The organism is Marinibacterium sp. SX1, from assembly GCF_050389775.1.
Taxonomy (GTDB): domain Bacteria; phylum Pseudomonadota; class Alphaproteobacteria; order Rhodobacterales; family Rhodobacteraceae; genus Marinibacterium.
Genome location: NZ_CP177144.1, coordinates 4,031,491 through 4,052,741, shown reverse-complemented (window position 1 = coordinate 4,052,741; position 21,251 = coordinate 4,031,491). Strand labels below are relative to the sequence as shown.

Sequence of the window (21,251 nt, the reverse complement as noted above, 5' to 3'; positions counted from 1 at the left end):
AAAGCCGCCACGGGTGGTGGAAACGGTTTGGCAATCGGCCGGGCAGGGGCGGCAGGTTGGGTATTGGGCGAAGGTGGAAATGGTCGGGGGGATGCGAAAGGGGAATGAAAAGGGCATGCGCAAGAGGGGAATGCGCGACGGGGAATAGGCGAGGCAAAGCGGCGGCAGCAATGCGACGGGGGAAATGGGCGTGGAAACCGGCGCGGGTAATGGCGCAGGCGGCAATTGGGGCCGTGGAACCGGATCGCCATGGGCAATGCCCCGGGTTTTGCCAAGCGGCATCGGTCAATCGCATCACCCGTTCGACACGTCCAACCGCGCGGGCCGGCCAACCCGATGGCCAAAGAAAAAGGGCCGGTCCCTTGGGCCGGCCCTTTCGGTGTCACTGAATGGCAGATCTGCCAGGTCTTATTCGCGCGACCCGAAGAGCTGCAGCAGCATGATGAACATGTTGATGAAGTCGAGGTAGAGGCTCAGCGCGCCCATGATGGCCGACTTGGCCAGCCATTCCTGATCGCCATGCGAGGCCATCTGGATGTAGGTCGTCTTGATCTGCTGGGTGTCGTAGGCGGTGAGGCCGGCAAAGACCAGCACGCCGATGACCGAGATCGCGAAGGTCAGCGCGTCCGAGGCCAGGAAGATGTTGACGATCGAGGCGATGACCAGGCCGATCACGCCCATGAACAGGAAGGTGCCCCAGCCGGACAGGTCCTTCTTGGTGGTGTAGCCGTACATCGACAGCGCGGCGAACATGATGGCCGTGATCAGGAAGACCTGGGCGATTGAGGTGCCGGTGTAGATCAGGAAGATCGAGCTGAGCGACAGGCCCATCACGGCGGCAAAGACGTAGAACAGCAGCTGCGCGGCAGAGGCCGACAGGCGGTTCACGGCGGCGCTCAGGCCGAAGACAAAGGCCAGGGGCGCGAACATGATCACCCATTTCAGCGGGCTGGCGTAGATCGCATAGCCGAACTGGGTCAGGTATTCGCCGGCGCCGATCTGGTATTCGGTCGGCACGTTGGTCACGGCCAGGCCGGCGATGGCCCAGGCGGCCAGCGCGGTGATCACCATGCCCACGGACATGGTGCCGTAAACCTTGTTCATGTGGGCGCGGAGGCCCTCGTCGATCGCTGCCGTGCGTATGCCAGCCGCGGACCGGACACCTTGGTATTCTGCCATTCTAGGTCTCCCTTAGGGTTCGTTAACGGGCGCGGCCTCTCGGTCGCGCGCACTCGAAGGGAAATATCGTGGCAAGCCGGCTCCGGTTCAAGCTTTTCCGGTGCGAATTCGACGGGATGTGTCGCGACCGACTGTTTCCGCTTCGCCCCGGGCGCAGGGGGCCGCCCGGCCCCGGCCGAAAGGCGCGGCGCGGGGTGGGTGGGGCGGCATTGGGGGGCGGCAGGGAGCGGCCCTGCGGCAATATGCCGACGCGGGACCGGCGGGGCTGCCGACGGGGGATCGTCGGGGTGCCGATGGGGGGCTGGCCGGATGCCGATGGGGGCTGCATGGCATGCCGGCTCAGGATCGAAAGGATCTTAGGGAGCACCCGAGCCCCGACAGGGGCCCGTCCGAGTCACTTCGGCCCCCTGGGGGCCGGTGCATCCGTCGCCCGGATCAGTCGCGCCAGTTGGCGGGCACGTCCCAGAACGGCCGGCCGGCCTCGGTGGCGGCGTCGCGCCGGTTGACACCGATGTCGCGCAGGGCGCTGTCGTCCAGCCGGGCCAGGGCGCGGCGCTGGCGCCACAGGGCATAGAAGGCAGCCAGCCGCAGGCGCGGGGCGGGGCGGGCAAGGACGGTGCGGCGGATCATCTGGGTCATCGGGAACTCCTATCGTTGATCGTTATGTCAGGGCGGTCATTCATCAATCATGTTGAACATATGGAGGATCGTGGTACATTCCGGAAACGAATGTTCGTGCGATAAGTCATCAGGGGTTGTGATATGAGAAACCTGGACATCACCACGCTGCGCTCTTTCGTGGCGGTGGCCGACGCCGGCGGGGTGACCCGGGCGGCGGGTTACCTCAACCTGACGCAATCGGCCGTGTCGATGCAGCTGAAGCGGCTCGAAGAGCTCTTGGGCATCGAATTGCTCGACCGGACCCGGCGTGGCGTGTCGCTGACGGCGGCGGGGGATCAGCTGCTCAGCTATGCCCGGCGGATGGTGGCGCTGAACGACGAGGTGGTGGCCCGGCTGACCGACCAGGCCTTCGAGGGCGAGATCACGCTGGGCGTGCCCCATGACATTGTCTACCCGGTGATCCCCCGGGTGATGCAGCAGTTCCACGCGGCCTATCCCCGGGTGAAGGTGCATCTGAAGACATCCTATTCGGCCAGCCTGCGCACCGAGTTCGCCCGGGGCGATTGCGACCTGATCCTGACGACCGAAATCACCGCCGGCGAAGGGGCCGAGACGCTGGCCCACCGTCCGCTGGCCTGGATCGGCGCGCCGGGCGGGTCGGTCTGGCGGCAGAAACCGCTGCGGGTGGCCTCGCAGCAGCATTGTGCCTTTCGCCCGCAATCGCTGGCCGCGCTGGACCGGGCCGGGGTGGCCTGGGAAACGGCCGTCGAGACCGACAGCGACCGGACGATCGAGGCGACGGTGGCGGCCGACCTGGCCGTGACCACGATGATCGCCGGGACCGAGCCGGCGCATCTGGAACAGATCCCCCATGGCGATGCGCTGCCCGACCTGCCGGTGCAGCTGATCAACATGTACACGGCCACGACCCAGACGGCGATGGTGGCGGAACTGGCCGACATGATGCGCCGGGGCTTTGCCGGGGCGGGGGGCGTGCGGGCCGTCGAGTCGGCGGCCTGACCTTCGTTAGTCGTTTGTAGTCAAACGATGAGGGCAGGCCTCAGGTGGTGATCACGACCTTGCCGGTCGCCTCACGGTTGCGCAGCAGCTCCAGCCCTTCGCCCGCGCGGTCCAGCGGCAGCACGTGGCTGACATGCGGGGTCAGCAGGCCTTCGGCGATCCAGCCCAGCAGGGTGTGCAGCGATCCGGTCAGCACTTCGGGCGCAAACCGCATGTAACCGCCCCAGTTCACGCCCAGCACCGACAGGTTCTTGACCATCAGGTGGTTCGACGGCACCTGCGGGACATCGCCGCTTGCAAAGCCGATGGGCAACAGCCGGGCCTCGGGCTTGCAGGCCCGAAAGGCCGCCTGGAAGGCCGCGCCACCCACCGGATCATAGACCACGTCGGCCCGGCCGAGGGCGATGATCTGCTCGCGCAGGTCCGGCGCCTCGATGTCGATCAGGTGATCGGCCCCGGCCGCCCGGGCGATGGCCAGACGTTCGGCGCCCCGGGCGCAGGCGATGACCGTCGCGCCCATCAGCTTGCCGATCTCGACGGCCGTCAGCCCGACACCCCCGGCCGCGCCCAGCACCAGGAGCGTCTCGCCCGGCTGCATCCGGGCCCGGTGGTCCAGCGCAAGGTGGCTCGTGCCATAGGCGATCGGAAAGGCCGCGGCGGCCTCGTAGGACACGTGATCAGGGAGTTTGACCGCCCGGCAGGCATCGAAATTGCCCATTTCGGCCAGCCCGCCCTGGCCGGAATAAACCGCCACCCGGTCCCCCGGCACCAGCCCGGTGACGTTCCGGCCGACGGACAGAATCTCGCCGGCCACCTCGAGCCCGAGCGTGAAGGGCGCCGGGGGCGTGTCTTGGTACGTGCCCTTGATCATGAGCAGGTCGGCGAAATTCAGCGCACAGGCGTGAATGCGCAGGCGGATCTGCTCTGCCCCGGGGTCCGGCAGCGACACCTGCGTCAATTCGGGCGCTGACCCAGCGGCAAGAACATGGTAAGCAAGCATATGGAATCCCTCCCTCATTGCGGATTACCCGCCGCGGGGGCTTCGGGCAAGCATGGCAAAGGTGGCGGTTTGCGGGTCGCCGTGGCGATGCACTTGGTATCCCAAGTACGCCGCAACAATGTGCACATAGGCGGAATTCCCCGGTGAAATCGTCGATTTGGATTCAATTTCTCGTAAACCGGGAAATCGCTCGCTTGTATTCAACCGAAAAGAACGTACACTCACGACACCGAGGAAGGCGAACTGGACGCTGGGGATATCAGTGCGCTGCCGGGAGGAGTTGTGCAGGCGCTCGGGCGGTACTTTGGCCGTATTACTAGGTAGCACGTGTCGCTTAAATAGTTAACTAAAGGAGAACCGAAATGACCCATCCCGTCGACGTGCATGTGGGCAAGCGCGTCCGCCATCGTCGCTGGCTGATTGGCATGACCCAGCAGCAGCTTGCGGAACGGGTCGGTATCAAGTTCCAGCAGATCCAGAAGTACGAAACCGGTGCGAACCGAATCAGCGCGTCCCGCCTTTGGGATATCGCCGATGCGCTCGAAGTGCCGGTCAGTTTCTTCTTCGAGGGCCTGCAGGACACTTCTGCCGAGGAAACGGCCAATGCCGATTCCGCCGTTCCCAACGACCTGTTGGGCGACAAGGAAGCGCTGGACCTGGTGCGGTCCTACTATGCGATTCCCGAGAACCAGCGCCGCCGCCTCTTTGAGTTGGCCCGTGTTCTGAGCGATGTAGCCTGATCTGCCACGTCCCGGCCGAGGGCGGATCCGTCCGGCCTCTGCTTATGCTTGTATTCAGTGGTCCGGGCTGGCACGACAATGCCATGTCCGGATTTTCCCTTACCGACCTCGACCTGGCCCATCTCATGGCAGACGCCGCGCGCGATGCCATCCTGCCGTACTTCCGGCAGCCCGGGCTTGATACCGACAACAAGGAAGCCGAAGCGGGCGGGTTCGACCCGGTCACCGTGGCCGACCGCGCGGCCGAGGCCGCGATGCGCCGACTGCTGGCCGAGCACAGGCCCGACGACGGGATCTGGGGCGAGGAATACGGCCAGGAACCGGGTACCAGCGGCCGGACCTGGGTGCTCGACCCGATCGACGGCACGCGGGGGTTCATCTCGGGCACGCCGACCTGGGGCGTGCTGATCGCCCTGTCCGAGGCCGATGGCCCGGTGATGGGCGTGGTCGACCAGCCCTATATCGGCGAACGGTTCACCGGTGGCATGGGCGTGGCCGAATACACCGGCCCGCGCGGGCGCCAGGCCCTGGCCACGCGGGCGACGGCGGCTCTGTCCGATGCCATCCTCTTCACGACCTTCCCCGAGATCGGCACGCCGGCCGACCGGGCGGCCTTTGACGCCGTGGCGGGCCAGGTCAAGCTGGTGCGCTATGGCATGGATTGTTACGCCTATGCCCTGCTGGCCGCCGGCCAGGTCGACCTGGTCATCGAGGCCGGGCTGAACGCCTATGACATCCAGGCCCCGATCGCCGTGATCGAAGCCGCGGGCGGCGTCGTGACCGATTGGGAAGGCGGGCCGGTCCACCAGGGCGGCCGGGCGCTGGCCGCGGCCAATGCCACGCTGCATGCGGCGGCGCTGGAACGGTTGGGCAGCGTCGGATGAGCGAGACCCTGATCCGGGGGGCCGACACGATCCTGACCATGGATGACGACCGGCGCGAGCTGGCCGGGGCGGATCTGCTGCTGCGCGACGGCATGGTGGCCGAGCTGGGCCACGGGCTGGTCACCGACGGCACGGTGATCGAGGCGCGGGGCTGCGTGGTGACGCCCGGGCTGGTCAACACCCACCACCATTTCTACCAGAGCCTGACCCGCGCGGTGCCCGGCGGGCAGGATGCGCTGCTCTTCGGCTGGCTGCGCCGGCTCTACCCGATCTGGGCGCGGTTCGGCCCCGAAGAGATCCATGTCTCGGCGCTGACCGCCCTGGCCGAGCTGGCCCTGTCGGGCTGCACGCTGACCTCGGATCACCAGTACATCCATCCCAACGGCGCCCGGCTGGACGATTCCATCGCCGCCGCCCAGGCCATCGGGCTGCGGTTCCAGGCCACGCGCGGGGCGATGAGCATCGGCGAGAGCAAGGGCGGGCTGCCGCCCGATGCGCTGGTCGAGGACGAGGCGGCGATCCTTGACGATTGCATCCGGGTGATCGACGCCTTCCACGACCCGATGCCCGATGCCATGGTCCGCGTGGCCGTCGCGCCCTGTTCGCCCTTTTCGGTCAGCCGCGAGCTGATGCGCGACGCGGCGCTGCTGGCCCGCGACAAGGGGGTGATGCTGCATACCCACCTGGCCGAGAATGCCGAGGACGTGGCCTATTCACTGGAAACCTACGGCTGCCGGCCGGGGCAATATGCCGAGGACCTGGGCTGGACCGGGCCGGATGTCTGGCATGCCCATTGCGTCAAGCTGGACGGCCGCGAGATCGACCTGTTTGCCGCATCGCGCACGGGCGTGGCCCATTGCCCCTGTTCCAATTGCCGGCTGGGATCGGGCATCGCCCCGGTGCGGGCCTTTCGCGATGCCGGGGTGCGGGTGGGGCTGGGCGTCGACGGATCGGCCAGCAACGACATGGGCAACCTGATGGGCGAGGCCCGCCAGGCGATGCTGTTGCAACGCGTGGTGCATGGCGGCGACGGGATGAGCGCCCGCGAGGCGCTCGAGATCGCCACCCGGGGCGGGGCGGATGTGCTGGGCCGGCCCGAATGCGGCCGGCTGGAGCCCGGCGCGCGGGCCGACGTGGCAATCTGGGACACCCGCGGCATCGAGGCGGCGGGCAGCTGGGATCCAGCGGCGCTGGTGCTGGCCGGGCCGACCAGGGTGCGCGACCTCTTGGTCGAAGGCCGGCGGGTCGTGGCCGACGGCGTGCTGCAGGGCGTCGACCTGGGCGAGATCATCGCCGAGCAGGGCCGGCTGGTGCGCCGCCTGATGGCATGATCCGGGCCAGCCTCGGGGCGATGACGATCGGGCTGGCCGGAGCCTGTGCCGCGCCGGCCGATCCGCCGGTCATCGTGGGCCTGCCCGCCGGCGGGCCGGGCCCGCGGCTGTCACCCCGGGCGCTGGAGCTGATCAACCTGGAACGGGCCGGGCAGGGGCTGGCCGCGCTGGCGTTCGACCCGCGCGCCGGCGAAGCCGCGCTGGCCCATGCCGGCGACATGGCCGGGCAGGGCTTCATGGGGCATCCGGGGTCCGACGGGGCGTCGGTGGGCGACCGGCTGACCCGGGCCGGGCTGGCCTGGTGCCTCGCGGCCGAGAACGTGGCCCACGGATACGGCGATGCTGAAGGGGTCGTGGCCGGCTGGATGGGCAGCCCCGGGCACCGCGACAACACCCTGTCATCAGCCGTGGTCGGGGCGGTGGCCCGGGCGGGGCCGGACGAGGCGTCTTATTGGGTGGCCGTCTTTGCGACACCCTGCTGAGTGTGTGCTGCCGATTGCCGACGGTATGCTGCCGACAATGTGGTCCGCGATTGCAGTAGGGCACAGGGGCCGGGAAATCGAACGGATTCGGGGCGATTTGCGCTCTACCCCTATGCGGGCGGGCCGGGATGAGCAGGCCGCCGCTGGCTCAGCGTCTTCGGCCCGAGGCCGGGCAGGGCGGAAAGGGCAGGGCGGTTGACCGGGGCCGTGGCTGAGCGCCGGAAAGGGCCGCCCGTCAGACGGCCCGGGCGCCGCCGATCCAGACGGCTTCGATCGCCCTGTCATCGCCCATCATGATCGTCGGGAACACCGCTTCCCAGATGTCCTCGGCCCGCTCGGCCCGCTGGGCGATGGCCGGGGTCGAGGCCAGGTTCAGCACGGTCACATCGGCCTCGTAGCCCGGCGCCAGCCGCCCGATCCGGTCGCCCATGTGCAGGGCCTCGGCGCTGCCGGCCGTGGCCAGCCACAGCAATTCGGCCGGGTGCAGCGCCCGCCCGCGCAGCTGGGCGATCTCGTAGGCCGCGGCCATGGTGCGCAGCATCGAAAACGACGATCCGCCCCCGGTGTCGGTGGCCAGCCCGATCCGCTGGCCCTGGGCCATCAGCCCGTCCAGGTCGAACAGCCCCGAGCCGATGAAGGTATTGGAGGTCGGGCAATGCACCAGCCCGGCCCCCACCTCGCGCAGGCGGTCGCGCTCGCGCGGTTCCAGGTGGATCGCATGGCCATAGAGCCCGCGCCCGCCCAGCAAGCCATGGGCCTCGTAGGTGTCGAGGTAGTCGCGCGCCTCGGGGAACAGATCGGCCACCCAGGCGATCTCGTCGGTCTGTTCGCTGAGATGGGTCTGCATCAGGCAATCGGGATGCTCGGCCCAGAGCGCGCCCATGGCATCCAGCTGATCGGGCGTCGAGGTCGGCGAGAAACGCGGGGTGATGGCATAGGACAGCCGGTCGACACCGTGCCAGCGCTGCAGGAGGGCCTTGCTGTCGTCATAGGCCGATTGCGCCGTGTCGCGCAGGCCCTCGGGCGCGTTGCGGTCCATGCAGGTCTTGCCGGCCACCACGCGCTGGCCCCGGGCCCGGGCCTCGGTGAAGAAGGCGTCGACGCTGGCGGGATGGATCGTGCAGAAGGAACAGATCGTTGTCGTGCCATGGGCGGCGGTCAGGTCGAAATAGCGCGCGGCGATGGCCCCGGCATAGGCGGGATCGGCAAAGCGCATTTCCTCGGGGAAGGTATAGAGATTGAGCCAGTCGATCAGCCGCTTGCCCCAGGAAGCGATCATCGCGGTCTGGGGGTAATGGGCATGGGCATCGACGAAACCGGGCACCAGCAGGGCCTGGCCGTGATCGATCAGCTCGGCCCCGGGATGGGCCGCGCGCAGTTCGGCCGCCGGGCCGGTGGCCAGGATGCGGCCATCGCGGATCAGCAGCCCGCCGGCGCTGTCGACCCGGGCGGCACTCAGCGGATCGCCGGCAAAGGGGGTGCTGTCGAAATGCAGGACCTGGCCGGCCAGAATGCGTGTCGTCGTCATGCGTTTGTGCCCTATGTTGCAGCCGGACCGCCGCAAACCTAGCCCCGCCCCGGGCCAAGGTAAATCGGCCTCGGCCATTTACGGGCTGGCCATGCCGCACGGCATTGTCTAGGCCGCAGGCCCTGACCTATGGTCGCGAAAAGAGCAGACGGAGGCCGCGCATGTCCGACATGACAGACCCGCCCGAGACCGAAGAAGACACGCGCGAGGAACAGGCCTGGGCGCTGGACCGCAAGACCCGTGCGTCGATCCTGTACGCGCTGGATGTGGGCGACAAGGACCTGCTGGAAAGCCTGTTGCAGCCGATGCACGCGGCCGACATCGCCGACCTTCTGGAGCAGTTCAATCCCTATGACCGGGGCCGGTTCATCCGGCTCTATTCCGGCGACGTGCATGGCGACATCCTGTCCGAGCTGGACGAATCGCTGCGCGAGGAGGTCATCCAGTTCCTCGACCCCGACGTGCTGGCCGAGGCGGTGCGGAACCTGGAAAGCGACGATGTCGTCGACCTGATCGAGGATCTGGGCGATGCCGAGGCCGAGGCCATCCTGGGCGCGCTGGAAGACACCGACCGGGTGGCCGTGGAACAGGCGCTGGCCTGGCCCGAAGGTTCGGCCGGGCGGCTGATGCAGCGCGAGGTGGTCTGGGCGCCGTTGCACTGGACCGTCGGCGAAGCCATTGACTACATGCGTAATTCCGAGGATCTGCCCGACCAGTTCTACCATGTTGTGCTGGTCGATCCGCGGATGCGCCCGCTGGCCAACGTGACCCTGGGCCGGCTGATGGCCTCGCGCAGGGACGTGCGGCTGGAAGACATCACCGAGGAAGCCTTCCGGGTGATTCCGGTGACCCAGGACGAAGAGGACGTGGCCTATGCGTTCAACCAGTACCACCTGATCTCGGCCCCCGTCGTCGACGAGGACGGCCGGCTGATCGGCATGATCACGATCGACGACGCGATGATCGTGCTGGACGAGGAACACGAGGAAGACATCCTGCTGCTGGCCGGGGTGACCGAAAGCTCGCTGTCGGAAGGGGTGGTGCAGACCTCGAAGAGCCGGCTGCCCTGGCTGTTCGTCAACATGTGCACGGCGGTGCTGTCGTCGGTCGTGATCGCCCAGTTCGAGGCGACGATCGAGGCCTTCGTGGCGCTGGCCGTGCTGCTGCCCATCGTGGCGTCGATGGGGGGCAATGCCGGGACGCAGACGCTGACGGTGTCGGTGCGGGCGCTGGCCACGCGCGACCTGACGCCGGCCAACCTGTTCCGGGTGCTGCGGCGCGAGGCTACGGTCGGGCTGCTGAACGGGGTGGTCTTTGCGGTCTGCCTGGGGATCGTGGGCATGATCTGGTTCCAGATGCCGCAGCTGGGCCTGGTGATTGCCGCGGCGTTGATGGTCAACATGATGGTCGCGGCCCTTGCGGGGACGATGATTCCGGTTACCCTTGAGAGGCTGGGCGTGGATCCGGCGCTGGCATCGGGGACCTTCGTGACGACCATGACCGACATGATGGGGTTCTTTGCCTTCCTGGGGCTGGCAACTTTGGTGATGCTGTGAGTGATGTCGAGGATCTGGCCGGGGCCAAGGTCGCCGCGCGCCATGCCGGTTTTGCCCGGCGGCAGGCCGCCCATGACATGGCCGGGCCGGGCACGGCCGGGCGCCTGTCCGAGGTGCTGGCCGGTTACCGGGGGGTGCCGCTGTCGGGCTACATGCCGATCCGCACCGAGATAGACCCGTTGCCCGCGATGTCCGAGGCCGCGGCCCACGGGGCGGTCTGCGTGCCGCTGATCGTCGGCCAGGGCCAGCCGTTGCAATTCTCGCGCTGGGAGCCGGAGGCGCCGCTGCGCGACGGTCCGTTCGGGGCGCGGGTGCCGGCGGTCGAGGACCTGATGGAACCCGAGATCCTGATCGTGCCGCTGGTGGCCTTCGATCTCAATGGCAGCCGGCTGGGGTATGGCGGGGGGTTCTATGACCGCACGCTGGAACGGCTGCGGCGCATCCGGGCGACGCTGGCCATCGGCTTTGCCTATGACGCCCAGCAGAGCGACGGCCTGCCGGTCGATGCGACCGACCAGCCGTTGGACATGATCGTCACCGAAACGCGGGTGTTGCAGCCGGCCGGGGGCGGGTCGAGATTATTCGTCGAATAATCTCGGGCGGCGGGGTGGCGCTCAGCCGGCCACGCCGACCAGGTGTTGCAGCAGGATGTGGCTGCCCAGCCCGATCAGGAACAGCCCGCCGGCCAGTTCCAGCCAATGGCCCAGCCGCGCGCCGAGGTAGCGCCCGGCCAGCAGGCCCGCACTGCTCATCGCCGTGGTCGTCAGGCCGATGACCAGGGCCACGACCAGGATATTGATGTCGAGAAAGGCCAGCGAGGCCCCGACGGCCATGGCATCGACCGACGTGCCGACGGCCGTGGCCAGCAACAGGCCCAGCGATCGCGGCCCCGGGGCCGGCGTGTCGGCATCGCGCCGGGCGTTCAGCATCATGCGCAGGCCGACGCCGCCCAGCAGGGCGAAGGCGATCCAATGGTCGACCAGGCCGAGATATTCGTGGCTGGCCATGCCGAGCGCCCAGCCGATCACGGGGGTCAGGGCCTCGACCAGGCCGAAGATCGCGCCGCGGGTCAGGGCCACGCACCAGATCGACCGCCGCCCGGTGCCGCCCGCAGGCAGGCTGCGGCCATGGCCGACATTGGCGACGAGGGCATCGATGGAGAGGCTGACGGCCAGGAGGCCGATCCCGATGGGTGTCATGGTCTGATCTCCGCCCGGGCGCGAGGAGGGCATCCGCGCGCTGCCCGATCCGAGCGCGGATGTGTCGGTCTTGCAAGGCCTTGCGGCTGGACGCACCACGCACCGTTTTCGTGCGAGCCTGTTGATACGCCCCCGCCCGGTGTGGCGGCTGCTACTCCCCGGTCCGGCGGAGGTAGTCGGCCGAGTCGGATATGTCAATGAAATCAATGCCATGTGAAACTGCGAGGCAATTGCAACTGGGGGCTTCCGCTGCCCCTGGGGCACGTCAGCCGGCAGGTCTTGTCGGGTCCGGTGGGACGGGCGGGCAGGGGGTGTTTGGCGGGTCCGGACGAGGCCGGCGGGGCGGGCGGTCAGCGGGATCTGCGTGGTGGTTCGGGCCAGTGTCAGGGAGGCGGACAGACAGGCGGATATGAGTGGCTGAGCTGGGCGAGGCCGGAGAAGCGGATGGGCAGGACGGCCCAGGTGTGCACGCGGCTTTGGCCGGGCGGAGGGGGAGGGCGCCTGGAGATGCGCGTGGCGTTGGCCGGTGGAACTGCGCGTGCCGGGGGATGGAGGCGCGGAGATTGAGATGTCGGCTGGGCGTGCGCCGCAAGGGCGGGGGCATTTTGGCCAGGTGATGTCGGCTCGCGCCTGCGATGGGCCGCAGGTTTACCGGCGAGCTTGTCTTTGGCGAAACCGCCTGCCACCGAACAAGCCCGCCACTGATGCTGCACATCGCCCATACAGGCCGCCGTTGCGCCGCACGCCTGGCCCACCTCTGCCCCGCCCATCCCCGGCACCGCCCTGAACCACCGCCTCCGCTGCCCGTTTCGCGCCCATCCCGGGCGGCCGGGCCGGCTTTTCCCGGCCGCCCGGCTTGCGCCCGGGCGCGGCTCGGCCTAGAGCCTAGGGCATGAGATTATTGTTCCTGGGCGATGTCATGGGCCGGTCCGGCCGCAGCGCGATCGCCGAGCATCTGCCGAAACTGCGCGCCGAGTGGCGGCTGGATTTCGTCGTGGTCAACGGCGAGAACGCCACCAACGGCATGGGCCTGTCGGGTGATCACGCCCGGCTGCTCTTCGAGGCCGGGGCCGATTGCGTGACCCTGGGCGACCATGCCTTTGACCAGAAGGACATGTTGCAGGCCATCGAGGCCGACAACCGCATCATCCGCCCGCTCAACTATGCCAAGACCGCGCCGGGCCGGGGTTATCGGCTGTTCGAGGCCAGGGGCGGGCGCAAGGTGCTGGTCTGCCAGGTGCTGGGCCAGGTCTTCATGAAACGGGCCTTCGACGATCCGTTCTCGGCCGTCGACCAGGTGCTCAAGGCGCATCCGCGGGGCGGGCTGGCCCAGGCGGTGATCGTCGACATGCATTGCGAGGCGACGTCTGAAAAGATGGCCATGGGCCATTATTGCGACGGCCGGGCCAGCCTTGTCGTGGGCACCCATACCCATGTGCCGACGGGCGATGCCCAGATCCTGCCAAAGGGTACGGCCTATCTGACCGATGCCGGGATGTGCGGCGATTACCATTCGGTGATCGGCATGGACACGGCCGAGCCGATGCGCCGGTTCGTGACGGGCATGACCAAGGGCCGGTTCACCCCGGCCGACGGGCCGGCCACGCTGTCGGGGGTATTCGTGCGCACGGATGACCGCTCCGGAGCGGCGGAAGAGGTGCGCATGATCCGCGTGGGCGGCCGGTTGCAACAGGCCACGCCCGATGCCGATCCGTCCTGATCCGCACCATTCGGGCCATTCGCGCCACATGCCCTTTCTGGCCCGACACACGGCTGCCATGGTTGGCCGACCGATGAATTCCTTTGCTGCCCGCCCCACGACACCGGGCGCCATTCTTGCCCGAGCCAGGACACCGCGCGCCATGGCGGTCGGCGCTACGCCCCCGGGCGCCAATGCTGCCCGCCCCATGACGCCGGCGGCCATGGTCACCCGCCTCACGATGCCGGGCACACTTGCCGCCCGGCCCAAGACACCGCACGCACCGCCGGCGGCACAATCAAACCGGGGGCTCGGCGCGTGAGCCCGGCCGACCGGCAGGCCACGGATGGGGCACCCATGCCCGGCGCCGAACACGCGCCGGGCAAGACCCGGGCGCTGGCCTTCGCGGGGATGCTCTTCATCGGGCTGGGCTGGGGGCTGACCATGCCCCTGTCGAAAACGGCAGTCAGCACCGGGTTCGAGCATTTCGGCCTGATCTTCTGGCAATCGGTCATCGGGGCCACGCTGCTGGCGGGAATCAACCTGGCCCGGGCCCGGCCGATCGCCCGGGGCGGGGCGCAATGGCGGACCTGGATCGTCATGGCCTTCTGCGGCACGCTGGTGCCAAGCGCGGCCTTCTACGCGGCCATCGCCCACCTGCCTGCCGGGGTCATGGCCATCGTCATCTCGCTGGTGCCCATGCTGGCCTTTCCCATTGCCATGGCCCTTGGGTTGGAACGCTTTGCCTGGCGGCGGGCCATCGGCCTGGCCCTGGGCCTGGCCGGCACGTTGATCCTGATCCTGCCCGATGCCAGCCTGCCCGACCCGGCCATGCTGATCTGGATCCCCGTCGCGCTGATCGCCCCGCTGTGTTATGCCGTCGAGGGCAATTACGTCGCCCGCTGGGGCACCGCCGGGCTGGACCCGTTCCAGACCATGCTGGGCGCCTGTCTGGTCAGCGCCGTGCTGGTGCTGCCCGCGGCGCTGGTCAGCGGGCAGTTCATCTCGCCGCTGCGCAGCTATGGCGCGGCCGAGACGGCCCTGGTGTTCTATGCGCTGATCTCGATCATGGCCTATTCGGGCTATGTCTGGCTGGTGGGCCTGGCCGGGGCGGTCTTTGCCGTCCAGGTGTCCTACCTCGTCACGGCCTTCGGGGTCATCGCGTCGCTGGTCTTCCTGGGGGAACGGTATTCGCCGTTCATCTGGCTGGCCTTTGCCCTTGTCCTGGGCGGGATCTTCCTGGTGCAGCCCCGGCGTCAACAGGCGCTTGCAGAGGACGGTCCAATAGGGGAAACTGAGGCCCGGGCGTCCTAGACGTCAGGGCCCGAGGATATTGCAGACCACAACTTAATATGCAGCTTATTCAATTGAGTGAGACCGGCCAGGCCTTCCTGGCCCTCCTGATCGTGGCCGGCATGTTCGCGGCCTTCCTGCGCGAAAGGCTTCCGGCCGAGGTGGTCGCCCTGTGCGGTGTGTCGCTGATGCTGATCACCGGCGTGCTGCCCTATGCGGATGCCCTGCCGGTGCTGGCCAACCCCGCGCCATGGACCATTGCCGCGATGTTCCTGATCATGGGCGCGCTGGTGCGCACAGGCGCGCTGGATGCCTTCACCACGCTGGCCCAGGGCCAGGCCGCGGGCAATCCGCGCATGGCCGTGGCCCTGCTGGGGGCCTTTGTCATCCTGGCCTCGGCCTTCGTGTCGAACACGCCGGTGGTCGTGGTGATGATCCCGGTGGTCATCCAGATCTCGCGCTCGCTGGGCATCACGGCGTCCAAGCTGCTGATCCCGCTGAGCTATGCGGCGATCATGGGCGGCACGCTGACGCTGATCGGCACGTCGACCAACCTGTTGGTCGACGGCGTGGCGCGCAGCAAGGGCATGGAGCCCTTCACGATCTTCGAGGTCACGCCCATCGGCCTGGTCGTCGTGGCCTGGGGAATGATCTATCTCTATTTCATCGGCGCGCGCCTGCTGCCCGACCGCGATTCCATGGCCACGCTGCTGAGCGACCGCAGCCGGATGAAGTTCTTCACCGAGGCCGTCATCCCGCCCGACAGCAACCTGATCGGCCGCGAGGTGCTGGGCGTGCAGCTGTTCAAGCGCGAAGGCGTGCGGCTGGTCGACGTCGTGCGCGGCGATGCCTCGCTGCGGCGCAATCTCGAGGACGTGGTGCTGCAGGTCGGCGACCGGGTCGTGCTGCGCACGCAGATCACCGAATTGCTCAGCCTGCAGCGCAACAAGGAGCTGAAGCGGGTCGACCAGGTGTCGGCCGTGGCCACCGAGACGGTCGAGGTGCTGATCACTCCGGGCTGCCGCATGGTCGGCCGGTCGCTGGGCTCGATGCGCCTGCGCCGGCGGTTCGGGGTCTATGCCCTGGCGGCCCATCGGCGCAACCAGAACATCGGCCGCCAACTGGACGACCTGGTCGTGCGCGTGGGCGACACGCTGCTGCTGGAAGGCGCGCCGGAAGATATCCAGCGCCTGGCCGCGGAGATGGACCTGGTCGACGTGTCGAAGCCCTCGGCCCGGGCGTTCCGGCGGAGCCATGCGCCGATTGCCATCGGCGCGCTGGTCGGCATCGTCGTGCTGGCGGCGCTGGGTGTGGCGCCGATCCTGATGCTGTCGATCCTGGCCGTGGCCCTGGTGCTGGTGACCAAGTGCATCGATGCCGACGAGGCGTTTTCCTTCGTCGACGGGCGCCTGCTGGCGCTGATCTTTTCGATGTTGGCCATCGGGGCGGCGCTGGAAAGTTCGGGCGCGGTCGAGATGATCGTGGGCTGGGTGGCGCCGTTCCTGTCGATGATGCCTGCCGGGCTGGTGGTCTGGGCGGTGTACCTGCTGACTTCGGTGCTGACCGAGCTGGTGTCGAACAATGCCGTGGCCGTGGTGGTCACGCCGATTGCCATCGGCCTGGCCCAGGCGCTGGGGGTTGATCCCCGGCCGCTGGTCGTGGCGGTGATGATCGCGGCCTCGGCGTCTTTTGCCACGCCGATCGGCTACCAGACCAACATGCTGGTCTATGGTCCGGGCGGATACCGGTTCACGGATTTCATGAAGGTCGGCATCCCGCTGAACCTGACCATGGGCATGCTGGTCTCGGCCCTGATCCCGCTGATCTGGCCGCTCGACCTGCCCTGACCGAGCTCTCCCGCCCTTCCCGGGCGGGCTCGCGGCGCCCCGGGCCACAGGCGGCAGTTCCCTTTTCTCGGGCCGCGTGCCAGGCGCGGGCGGTGCGTCGGGTATTTGAGACCAAGAAGAAGACATGGGCGCGCGCTCCTGTCTTCTTCTTGGTCCTAAATACCGTCCGCAGGTGCCATCAGCGCAGGTGCCGGGCGGGGGCGTCAGAAGGGCCAGAAGAGCAGGATGGCCGGGATCGACACGGCGATGATCAGCAACTCCAGCGGCAGGCCCATCCGCCAGTAATCCCCGAAGCGATAGCCGCCGGGCCCGAGGATCAACGTGTTGTTCTTGTGGCCGATCGGCGTGAGGAAGGCCGAGGACGCGGCCACCGCCACGGCCATCAGGAACGGGTCGGCCGAAACATCGAGCGTGGCCGCCATCTGGATGCCGACCGGTGCCGCGACGATCGTGGTGGCCGTGTTGTTCAGCACGTCCGACAGGGTCATCGTCACCACCATCAGCACCGTCAGGATGGCCCAGGCTGGCAGGCCGTCGGTCAGGCGCACCAGCGTGCCGGCGATCAGCTCGGTGCCGCCGGTGCTTTCGAGGGCCAGGCCGAGCGGGATCATCGAGCCCAGCAGCACGACGACCGGCCATTCGATATGGGTGTAGAGTTCGGCGATGGGCACGATGCGGGTCAGCACGAAGCCCACGACGACCAGCCCCAGGGCGATGGGCAAATCGACCAGCCCGACGCTGGCCGCCAGCACGGCCGCCGCAAACAGCCCGATGGCCAGCCAGGTCTTGTCATTCTGGGTGACGGACAGGCCCCGCGTGGCCAGTGGCAGGCAGCCCAGCCATTCGGTCACATGCGCCCCGGTTTCGCGCGGGCAGAGCAGCAGCAGGATGTCGCCGGCCATGACCTCGGTCTGGCGCACCGACCGGGTGATCCGCGCGCCCTGGCGGGAAATGCCCATCAGCACGGTGTTCTGGCGCCAGTTCAGCCCCAGCCCCTGGGCCGTGCGCCCGTTGATCCGCGCACTTTCGGGCACCACGACCTCGATGACCTCCAGCCCGTCGCCCGCGGCCTTCAGCCGTTCCTCGCGCTGGCTGTCGGAAAAGGCCAGGTCCAGCGCCGTGCGGAATTCGTCCAGCGCCTCGGGCAGGGCTTCGAGCACCAGCGTGTCGCCGGCCTTGAGCAGGCTGCGCCGGGCCCGGCCATAGAGCCGCTTGCCATCGCGGATCAGGCCCAGCAGGGCCACGTCGGTCTTGGCCGCCGCGTCTTCCAGCTCGGCCAGGCGCTTGCCGATATGGGCGCTGCCCTCGGGCACGGTCAGTTCGGCCACGTAGGGTGACAGCATGTCCTCGCCCCCCGCGCCGCTGTCGCGCGCCGGGATCAGCCGCCAGCCGACCAGCGCGACAAAGGCCAGCCCGGCCAGGGCGGCCAGCCCGCCGACGGGGGCGAAATCGAACATGCCATAGCTCTGGCCCAGGGTCTGCTGGCGGATCGAGGCGATGATGATGTTGGGCGGCGTGCCGATCAGCGTGACCATCCCGCCCAGGATCGTCGCGAAGCTCAGGGGCATCAGGGTCGTCGCCGGGCTGCGCCCGGCCTTGCGCGCGGTCTGGATGTCGACGGGCATCAGCAGGGCCAGGGCGGCCACGTTGTTCATGAAGGCCGAGAGCACCGCGCCCACGCCGCCCATCATGGCAATGTGTCGAAACACTCCGCGGCTGGAATCGACCAGCGTGCGGGTGATCAGGAACACCGCGCCCGAACGCACCAGCCCGGCCGACACGACCAGCACCAGCGCCACGACGATCGTGGCCGGATGGCCAAAGCCGGAAAAGGCCTCTTCGGTGGGCACGACGCCCAGGACAACCCCGGCCAGCAGTGCGCCAAAGGCCACGAGGTCATAGCGGAACCGGCCCCAGAGCAGCAGGGCGAAGACCGCCGCGAAGAGGGCAAAGACGATGATCTGGTCGGTGGTCATGCGGCATCTGCCCCTTTTCGCCTGCGTCGGGGGCATCAAAGCGGCCGGGCGCCCAAAGGGCAACCGCCAGGCCGCTGCATACCCCGGTCGGACATCAACGCCGCGACGGGGGCGGGGGTTCCGGCCGCTGGGATTTGCGGGTCCGGGGCGGAGCATTCGGGGGAGAAGGGCCGACACCGGGCCGAGGGACGGACATTTGCAGGGCGGGCCCATTGACCAAGGGGCGGATTGTAGGCCGATCTTCAGGGCGCAAGGGCGCAAGGGCGCAAGGGCGCAAGGGCGCAAGGGCGCAAGGGCGCAAGGGCGCAAGGGCGCAAGGGCGCAAGGGCGCAAGGGCGCAAGGGCGCAAGGGCGCAAGGGGCGCAAGGGCGCTTAGTGGGGCCGGTTCCCGGGACGGGGGACGGCGCATGGCAAGCCGGTCGCCCAACGAGGGGCGACGCATGCGGGTCCGGCCCCCTCGGTGAGGGGGCCGGACAGGGGCTTACTGCGGCAAGGCGAAGGCGATCAGGTAATCGCCCCGGTCCGGCGATTGCCGGGCGCCGCCGGCCGAGATCACCACGTATTGCCGGCCATCCTCGGGCGAGACATAGGAAATCGGCGTGCCCTGCGAGCCGACCGGCAGCCGGGCCTTCCAGACTTGCTTGCCGGTGGCGCTGTCGAAGGCGCGCAGCCAGTAATCCTGGGTCGCCGCGAAGAACACCAGCCCGCCCTGGGTGGCCAGCGACCCGCCGATCGTCGGCATGCCCACGGGCAGCGGCAGGCGCATCTTGACCCCGAAGAGCACCGTGTCCTGCACCGTGCCCAGCGGCGCTTCCCAGGCCACCTGCTGGCTGTCCATGTCGATGGCCGTCAGCGTGCCGAAGGGCGGTTCCTGGCAGGGAATGCCCAGGGGCGACAGGAAGCGGTTCTTCATCACCGAATAGGGCGTGCCCTTGAGCGGCACGGCGCCCATGCCCGCGTTGACCGCTTCCGACCCGTCCGAGGCCTGCGCCCCGGTGTCCTGGGGCTCCATGTGGACCCACAGGCCCAGGCGCATGTCGTTGACAAAGAGCACGTTGGCCGTGGGATCATAGGACAGCCCGCCCCAGTTCAGCCCGCCCAGCGAGCCGGGATAGGACAGCGAGTAATCGGTGTCGGGCGCGGTGAACAGCCCGTCATAGCGGTAGCCCCGAAAGATCACCCGGCACATCAGCTGGTCGAAGGGCGTGGCGCCCCACATGTCGGCTTCGGTCAGGTGTTCGGCCCCGATCTGGGGCATGCCCACCGACACCGGCTGGGTGGTGGCATAGCGCTCGTTCGGGATCGTTGCCGGCTTGACGGGCATGTCGTCGACCCGGGTCAGGGGCTGGCCGGTCACCCGGTCCAGGACGAAGAGCTGGCCGACCTTGGTGCCGACCACAAGCGCCGGGGTGCCGTCGAAATCGATCAGCGTCGGCTGCATCGGCACGTCGTAATCCCACAGGTCGTGGCGCACGGTCTGATAGCGCCATTTTTCGTCGCCCGTCGTGGCATCCAGCGCCAGCAGCGTGCCGCCATAGGCTTCGTCCTCGGGGGTGCGCGCGACGCCCCACAGGTCGATGGCCGCGTTGCCCACGCCCATGTAGATCGTGTTGCTGTCGGCATCCCAGGTCATCGGCGCCCAGACGTTGGGCGTCGAGCGGGTAAAGATCTGGCCCGGAGCCGGCGCGTCGCGGTCGTCGGGATTGCCCGGGTCAAAGGCCCACCGCATCTCGCCGCTGATGGCGTCAAAGCCGCGGATCACCCCGCCGGGCATGTCCAGCGCGACATTGTCGGCCACCCGGCCGCCCACGACGATGGTGCTGCCCGCGACGGTGGGCGCCGAGGTCAGCGAATAGAGCGGCGACTGGGCATCGCCCAGCCCGGCCTTGAGGTCGACCATGCCGGCGGTGCCGAAATCCTGGCACAGCTCGCCGGTCTCGGCGTCCAGCGCGACCAGCACGGCGTCGATCGTGTTCATGTAGATACGCCGGGCGCAAGGTGCGCCGATCGTCGTGTCCAGCGGTGTGATCGGGGTGGAACCGGGCAGGGTGGGCTGGGGCAGGGCGGCCGTGGTGTCCAGGTAGCCCAGCCCGCGGCAGCGCACCCAGGTCCGGGTGTCGGTCGGGAAATCGTGGCGCCAGTTCTCGGCGCCGGTCGTGGCATTGACCGACAGCACGGTGTTGTTGGGCGTGCAGAAGTAGAGATCGTTGCCGACCATCAGGGGTGTGCCCTGGTCTTCGGCCCCGCCGCCGCCGGGGCTGACGGGAGTGTCGCCGGTATGGACCGTCCAGGCCACTTCGAGGTCCTGCACGGTATCGGGCGTGATCTGGGTCAGCGCGGCAAAGCGCGTGCCATCGGCATCGGCGCCGTAATCGGGCCAGTCGGTCCGGGCGTCGGCGGCCTGGGGAACCTGGCCGGTGGCCAGGGTCATGTCATGCCGGCCGTGGGGCAGGAACATGCCCCAGCCCATGGCGATGACGCCCACCAGGCCCAGGCCCGCCAGGGTCAGGAACGCGCCCGTGGCCGGCGCGCGGCCGGCGCGTTTCAGGGTCAGCGGGTGCAGGGCCATGACCACGACGAAGAGCACGAGGAAGGTGAAGATGCGGGCGTGCAGGGCCCAGAAATCCGGCCCGGCTTCCCACCAGGCCCAGGCCAGGGTGGCCACGAAGGCCAGGGTGTAGATCACCGCGCCCTGGCGCGAGCCGCGGGCGATCTCGGCGCCCGAGGCGATCAGGGCCAGGCCCATGGCCAGGTAGTACCAGCTGCCGCCGCGGGCGATCAGCATGCCGCCGCCGATGGCCAGGCCCAGGCCCATCAGGGCCAGGACAAGGCCCAGCAGGATGAGCAGCCCGGTCAGGGGCCGCGAGAGAGAGGGGGAGGTAAAGGTCATTTGGTC

Annotated in this window: 17 protein-coding genes; 10 read left to right on the top strand and 7 right to left on the bottom strand. The window is 68.6% G+C overall.

All coding sequences use genetic code 11. The features are described 5' to 3' along the window. Positions 1-408: 408 nt before the first annotated feature. Both ACK3BB_RS18315 and ACK3BB_RS18310 read right to left on the bottom strand, forming a co-directional pair. The gene (locus ACK3BB_RS18315; protein ID WP_428926080.1) at positions 409-1,179 is read right to left on the bottom strand and encodes a Bax inhibitor-1/YccA family protein; all 771 of its coding nucleotides are present in this window, start codon (positions 1,177-1,179) and stop codon (positions 409-411) included. A gap of 435 nt (positions 1,180-1,614) precedes the next feature. Next, complete coding sequence (locus tag ACK3BB_RS18310; protein WP_428926079.1) at positions 1,615-1,818, bottom strand: DUF1127 domain-containing protein; 204 nt, start codon at positions 1,816-1,818, stop codon at positions 1,615-1,617. A 123-nt stretch (positions 1,819-1,941) separates the two neighbouring features. Between ACK3BB_RS18310 and ACK3BB_RS18305 the strand changes: the two genes are divergently transcribed. After that, positions 1,942-2,820 carry a LysR family transcriptional regulator gene (locus ACK3BB_RS18305; RefSeq protein WP_428926078.1) on the top strand — a complete coding sequence of 293 codons (879 nt, stop codon included), beginning with the start codon at positions 1,942-1,944 and terminating at the stop codon, positions 2,818-2,820. Between the two features lie 40 nt (positions 2,821-2,860). On the opposite strand, the gene ACK3BB_RS18300 is transcribed toward ACK3BB_RS18305, so the two are convergent. Further along, on the bottom strand, positions 2,861-3,820 hold the full coding sequence (locus tag ACK3BB_RS18300) for an NADPH:quinone oxidoreductase family protein (RefSeq protein WP_428926077.1): 960 nt from the start codon (positions 3,818-3,820) through the stop codon (positions 2,861-2,863). A 362-nt stretch (positions 3,821-4,182) separates the two neighbouring features. Here ACK3BB_RS18300 and ACK3BB_RS18295 point away from each other — a divergent pair, with 362 nt between their 5' ends. The 4 genes from ACK3BB_RS18295 (at position 4,183) to ACK3BB_RS18280 (ending at position 7,257) form a co-directional block, all read left to right on the top strand. Next, a complete protein-coding gene (locus ACK3BB_RS18295) occupies positions 4,183-4,560 on the top strand; it encodes a helix-turn-helix domain-containing protein (protein ID WP_428926076.1) in 378 nt (125 codons plus the stop codon). 83 nt (positions 4,561-4,643) lie between these two features. Beyond that, positions 4,644-5,444 carry a histidinol-phosphatase gene (hisN, locus tag ACK3BB_RS18290; protein ID WP_428926075.1) on the top strand — a complete coding sequence of 267 codons (801 nt, stop codon included), beginning with the start codon at positions 4,644-4,646 and terminating at the stop codon, positions 5,442-5,444. Continuing rightward, positions 5,441-6,775: an 8-oxoguanine deaminase gene (locus tag ACK3BB_RS18285; RefSeq protein ID WP_428926074.1), complete on the top strand. Its 1,335-nt coding sequence runs from the start codon at positions 5,441-5,443 to the stop codon at positions 6,773-6,775. The genes hisN and ACK3BB_RS18285 overlap by 4 nt, the downstream gene beginning before the upstream one ends. Then, complete coding sequence (locus ACK3BB_RS18280; protein ID WP_428926073.1) at positions 6,772-7,257, top strand: CAP domain-containing protein; 486 nt, start codon at positions 6,772-6,774, stop codon at positions 7,255-7,257. Before ACK3BB_RS18285 ends, ACK3BB_RS18280 begins: the two co-directional genes overlap by 4 nt. Before the next feature lie 235 nt (positions 7,258-7,492). Here ACK3BB_RS18280 and guaD read toward each other — a convergent pair whose 3' ends face one another. After that, positions 7,493-8,785 (bottom strand): guanine deaminase, encoded by a 1,293-nt coding sequence (guaD, locus tag ACK3BB_RS18275; RefSeq protein ID WP_428926072.1) that lies wholly within the window; start codon positions 8,783-8,785, stop codon positions 7,493-7,495. A gap of 161 nt (positions 8,786-8,946) precedes the next feature. Between guaD and mgtE the strand changes: the two genes are divergently transcribed. Together mgtE and ACK3BB_RS18265 are read left to right on the top strand one after the other, a co-directional pair. Further along, positions 8,947-10,341: a magnesium transporter gene (gene mgtE / locus ACK3BB_RS18270; protein WP_428926071.1), complete on the top strand. Its 1,395-nt coding sequence runs from the start codon at positions 8,947-8,949 to the stop codon at positions 10,339-10,341. Continuing rightward, positions 10,338-10,934: a 5-formyltetrahydrofolate cyclo-ligase gene (locus ACK3BB_RS18265; protein WP_428926070.1), complete on the top strand. Its 597-nt coding sequence runs from the start codon at positions 10,338-10,340 to the stop codon at positions 10,932-10,934. Before mgtE ends, ACK3BB_RS18265 begins: the two co-directional genes overlap by 4 nt. A gap of 21 nt (positions 10,935-10,955) precedes the next feature. Here the strand turns inward: ACK3BB_RS18265 and ACK3BB_RS18260 are convergent, their stop codons facing one another. Continuing rightward, a complete protein-coding gene (locus tag ACK3BB_RS18260; RefSeq protein ID WP_428926069.1) occupies positions 10,956-11,540 on the bottom strand; it encodes a manganese efflux pump MntP family protein in 585 nt (194 codons plus the stop codon). Positions 11,541-12,432: 892 nt separating this feature from the next. Between ACK3BB_RS18260 and ACK3BB_RS18255 the strand changes: the two genes are divergently transcribed. The 3 genes from ACK3BB_RS18255 (at position 12,433) to ACK3BB_RS18245 (ending at position 16,379) form a co-directional block, all read left to right on the top strand. Then, entirely contained in the window at positions 12,433-13,260 is an 828-nt protein-coding gene (locus ACK3BB_RS18255; RefSeq protein WP_428926068.1) for a TIGR00282 family metallophosphoesterase, read from the top strand. 336 nt (positions 13,261-13,596) lie between these two features. Continuing rightward, positions 13,597-14,553, top strand: coding sequence for a DMT family transporter (locus tag ACK3BB_RS18250; protein WP_428926067.1), 957 nt, complete (start codon positions 13,597-13,599; stop codon positions 14,551-14,553). Between the two features lie 38 nt (positions 14,554-14,591). After that, positions 14,592-16,379, top strand: coding sequence for an SLC13 family permease (locus ACK3BB_RS18245; protein WP_428926066.1), 1,788 nt, complete (start codon positions 14,592-14,594; stop codon positions 16,377-16,379). A 203-nt stretch (positions 16,380-16,582) separates the two neighbouring features. Here ACK3BB_RS18245 and ACK3BB_RS18240 read toward each other — a convergent pair whose 3' ends face one another. Then, entirely contained in the window at positions 16,583-18,355 is a 1,773-nt protein-coding gene (locus ACK3BB_RS18240) for an SLC13 family permease (protein ID WP_428926065.1), read from the bottom strand. A gap of 481 nt (positions 18,356-18,836) precedes the next feature. Then, positions 18,837-21,245 (bottom strand): membrane-bound PQQ-dependent dehydrogenase, glucose/quinate/shikimate family, encoded by a 2,409-nt coding sequence (locus ACK3BB_RS18235; RefSeq protein ID WP_428926064.1) that lies wholly within the window; start codon positions 21,243-21,245, stop codon positions 18,837-18,839. Between the last annotated feature and the right edge of the window lie 6 nt (positions 21,246-21,251).

Coding starts and splice junctions, on each gene's coding strand:
- ACK3BB_RS18315 (WP_428926080.1), bottom strand. CDS start 1,179: ATGGCAGAATACCAAGGTGTCCGGTCCGCGGCTGGCATACGCACGGCA.
- ACK3BB_RS18310 (WP_428926079.1), bottom strand. CDS start 1,818: ATGACCCAGATGATCCGCCGCACCGTCCTTGCCCGCCCCGCCCCGCGC.
- ACK3BB_RS18305 (WP_428926078.1), top strand. CDS start 1,942: ATGAGAAACCTGGACATCACCACGCTGCGCTCTTTCGTGGCGGTGGCC.
- ACK3BB_RS18300 (WP_428926077.1), bottom strand. CDS start 3,820: ATGCTTGCTTACCATGTTCTTGCCGCTGGGTCAGCGCCCGAATTGACG.
- ACK3BB_RS18295 (WP_428926076.1), top strand. CDS start 4,183: ATGACCCATCCCGTCGACGTGCATGTGGGCAAGCGCGTCCGCCATCGT.
- hisN (WP_428926075.1), top strand. CDS start 4,644: ATGTCCGGATTTTCCCTTACCGACCTCGACCTGGCCCATCTCATGGCA.
- ACK3BB_RS18285 (WP_428926074.1), top strand. CDS start 5,441: ATGAGCGAGACCCTGATCCGGGGGGCCGACACGATCCTGACCATGGAT.
- ACK3BB_RS18280 (WP_428926073.1), top strand. CDS start 6,772: ATGATCCGGGCCAGCCTCGGGGCGATGACGATCGGGCTGGCCGGAGCC.
- guaD (WP_428926072.1), bottom strand. CDS start 8,785: ATGACGACGACACGCATTCTGGCCGGCCAGGTCCTGCATTTCGACAGC.
- mgtE (WP_428926071.1), top strand. CDS start 8,947: ATGTCCGACATGACAGACCCGCCCGAGACCGAAGAAGACACGCGCGAG.
- ACK3BB_RS18260 (WP_428926069.1), bottom strand. CDS start 11,540: ATGACACCCATCGGGATCGGCCTCCTGGCCGTCAGCCTCTCCATCGAT.
- ACK3BB_RS18255 (WP_428926068.1), top strand. CDS start 12,433: ATGAGATTATTGTTCCTGGGCGATGTCATGGGCCGGTCCGGCCGCAGC.
- ACK3BB_RS18250 (WP_428926067.1), top strand. CDS start 13,597: ATGCCCGGCGCCGAACACGCGCCGGGCAAGACCCGGGCGCTGGCCTTC.
- ACK3BB_RS18245 (WP_428926066.1), top strand. CDS start 14,592: ATGCAGCTTATTCAATTGAGTGAGACCGGCCAGGCCTTCCTGGCCCTC.
- ACK3BB_RS18240 (WP_428926065.1), bottom strand. CDS start 18,355: ATGACCACCGACCAGATCATCGTCTTTGCCCTCTTCGCGGCGGTCTTC.
- ACK3BB_RS18235 (WP_428926064.1), bottom strand. CDS start 21,245: ATGACCTTTACCTCCCCCTCTCTCTCGCGGCCCCTGACCGGGCTGCTC.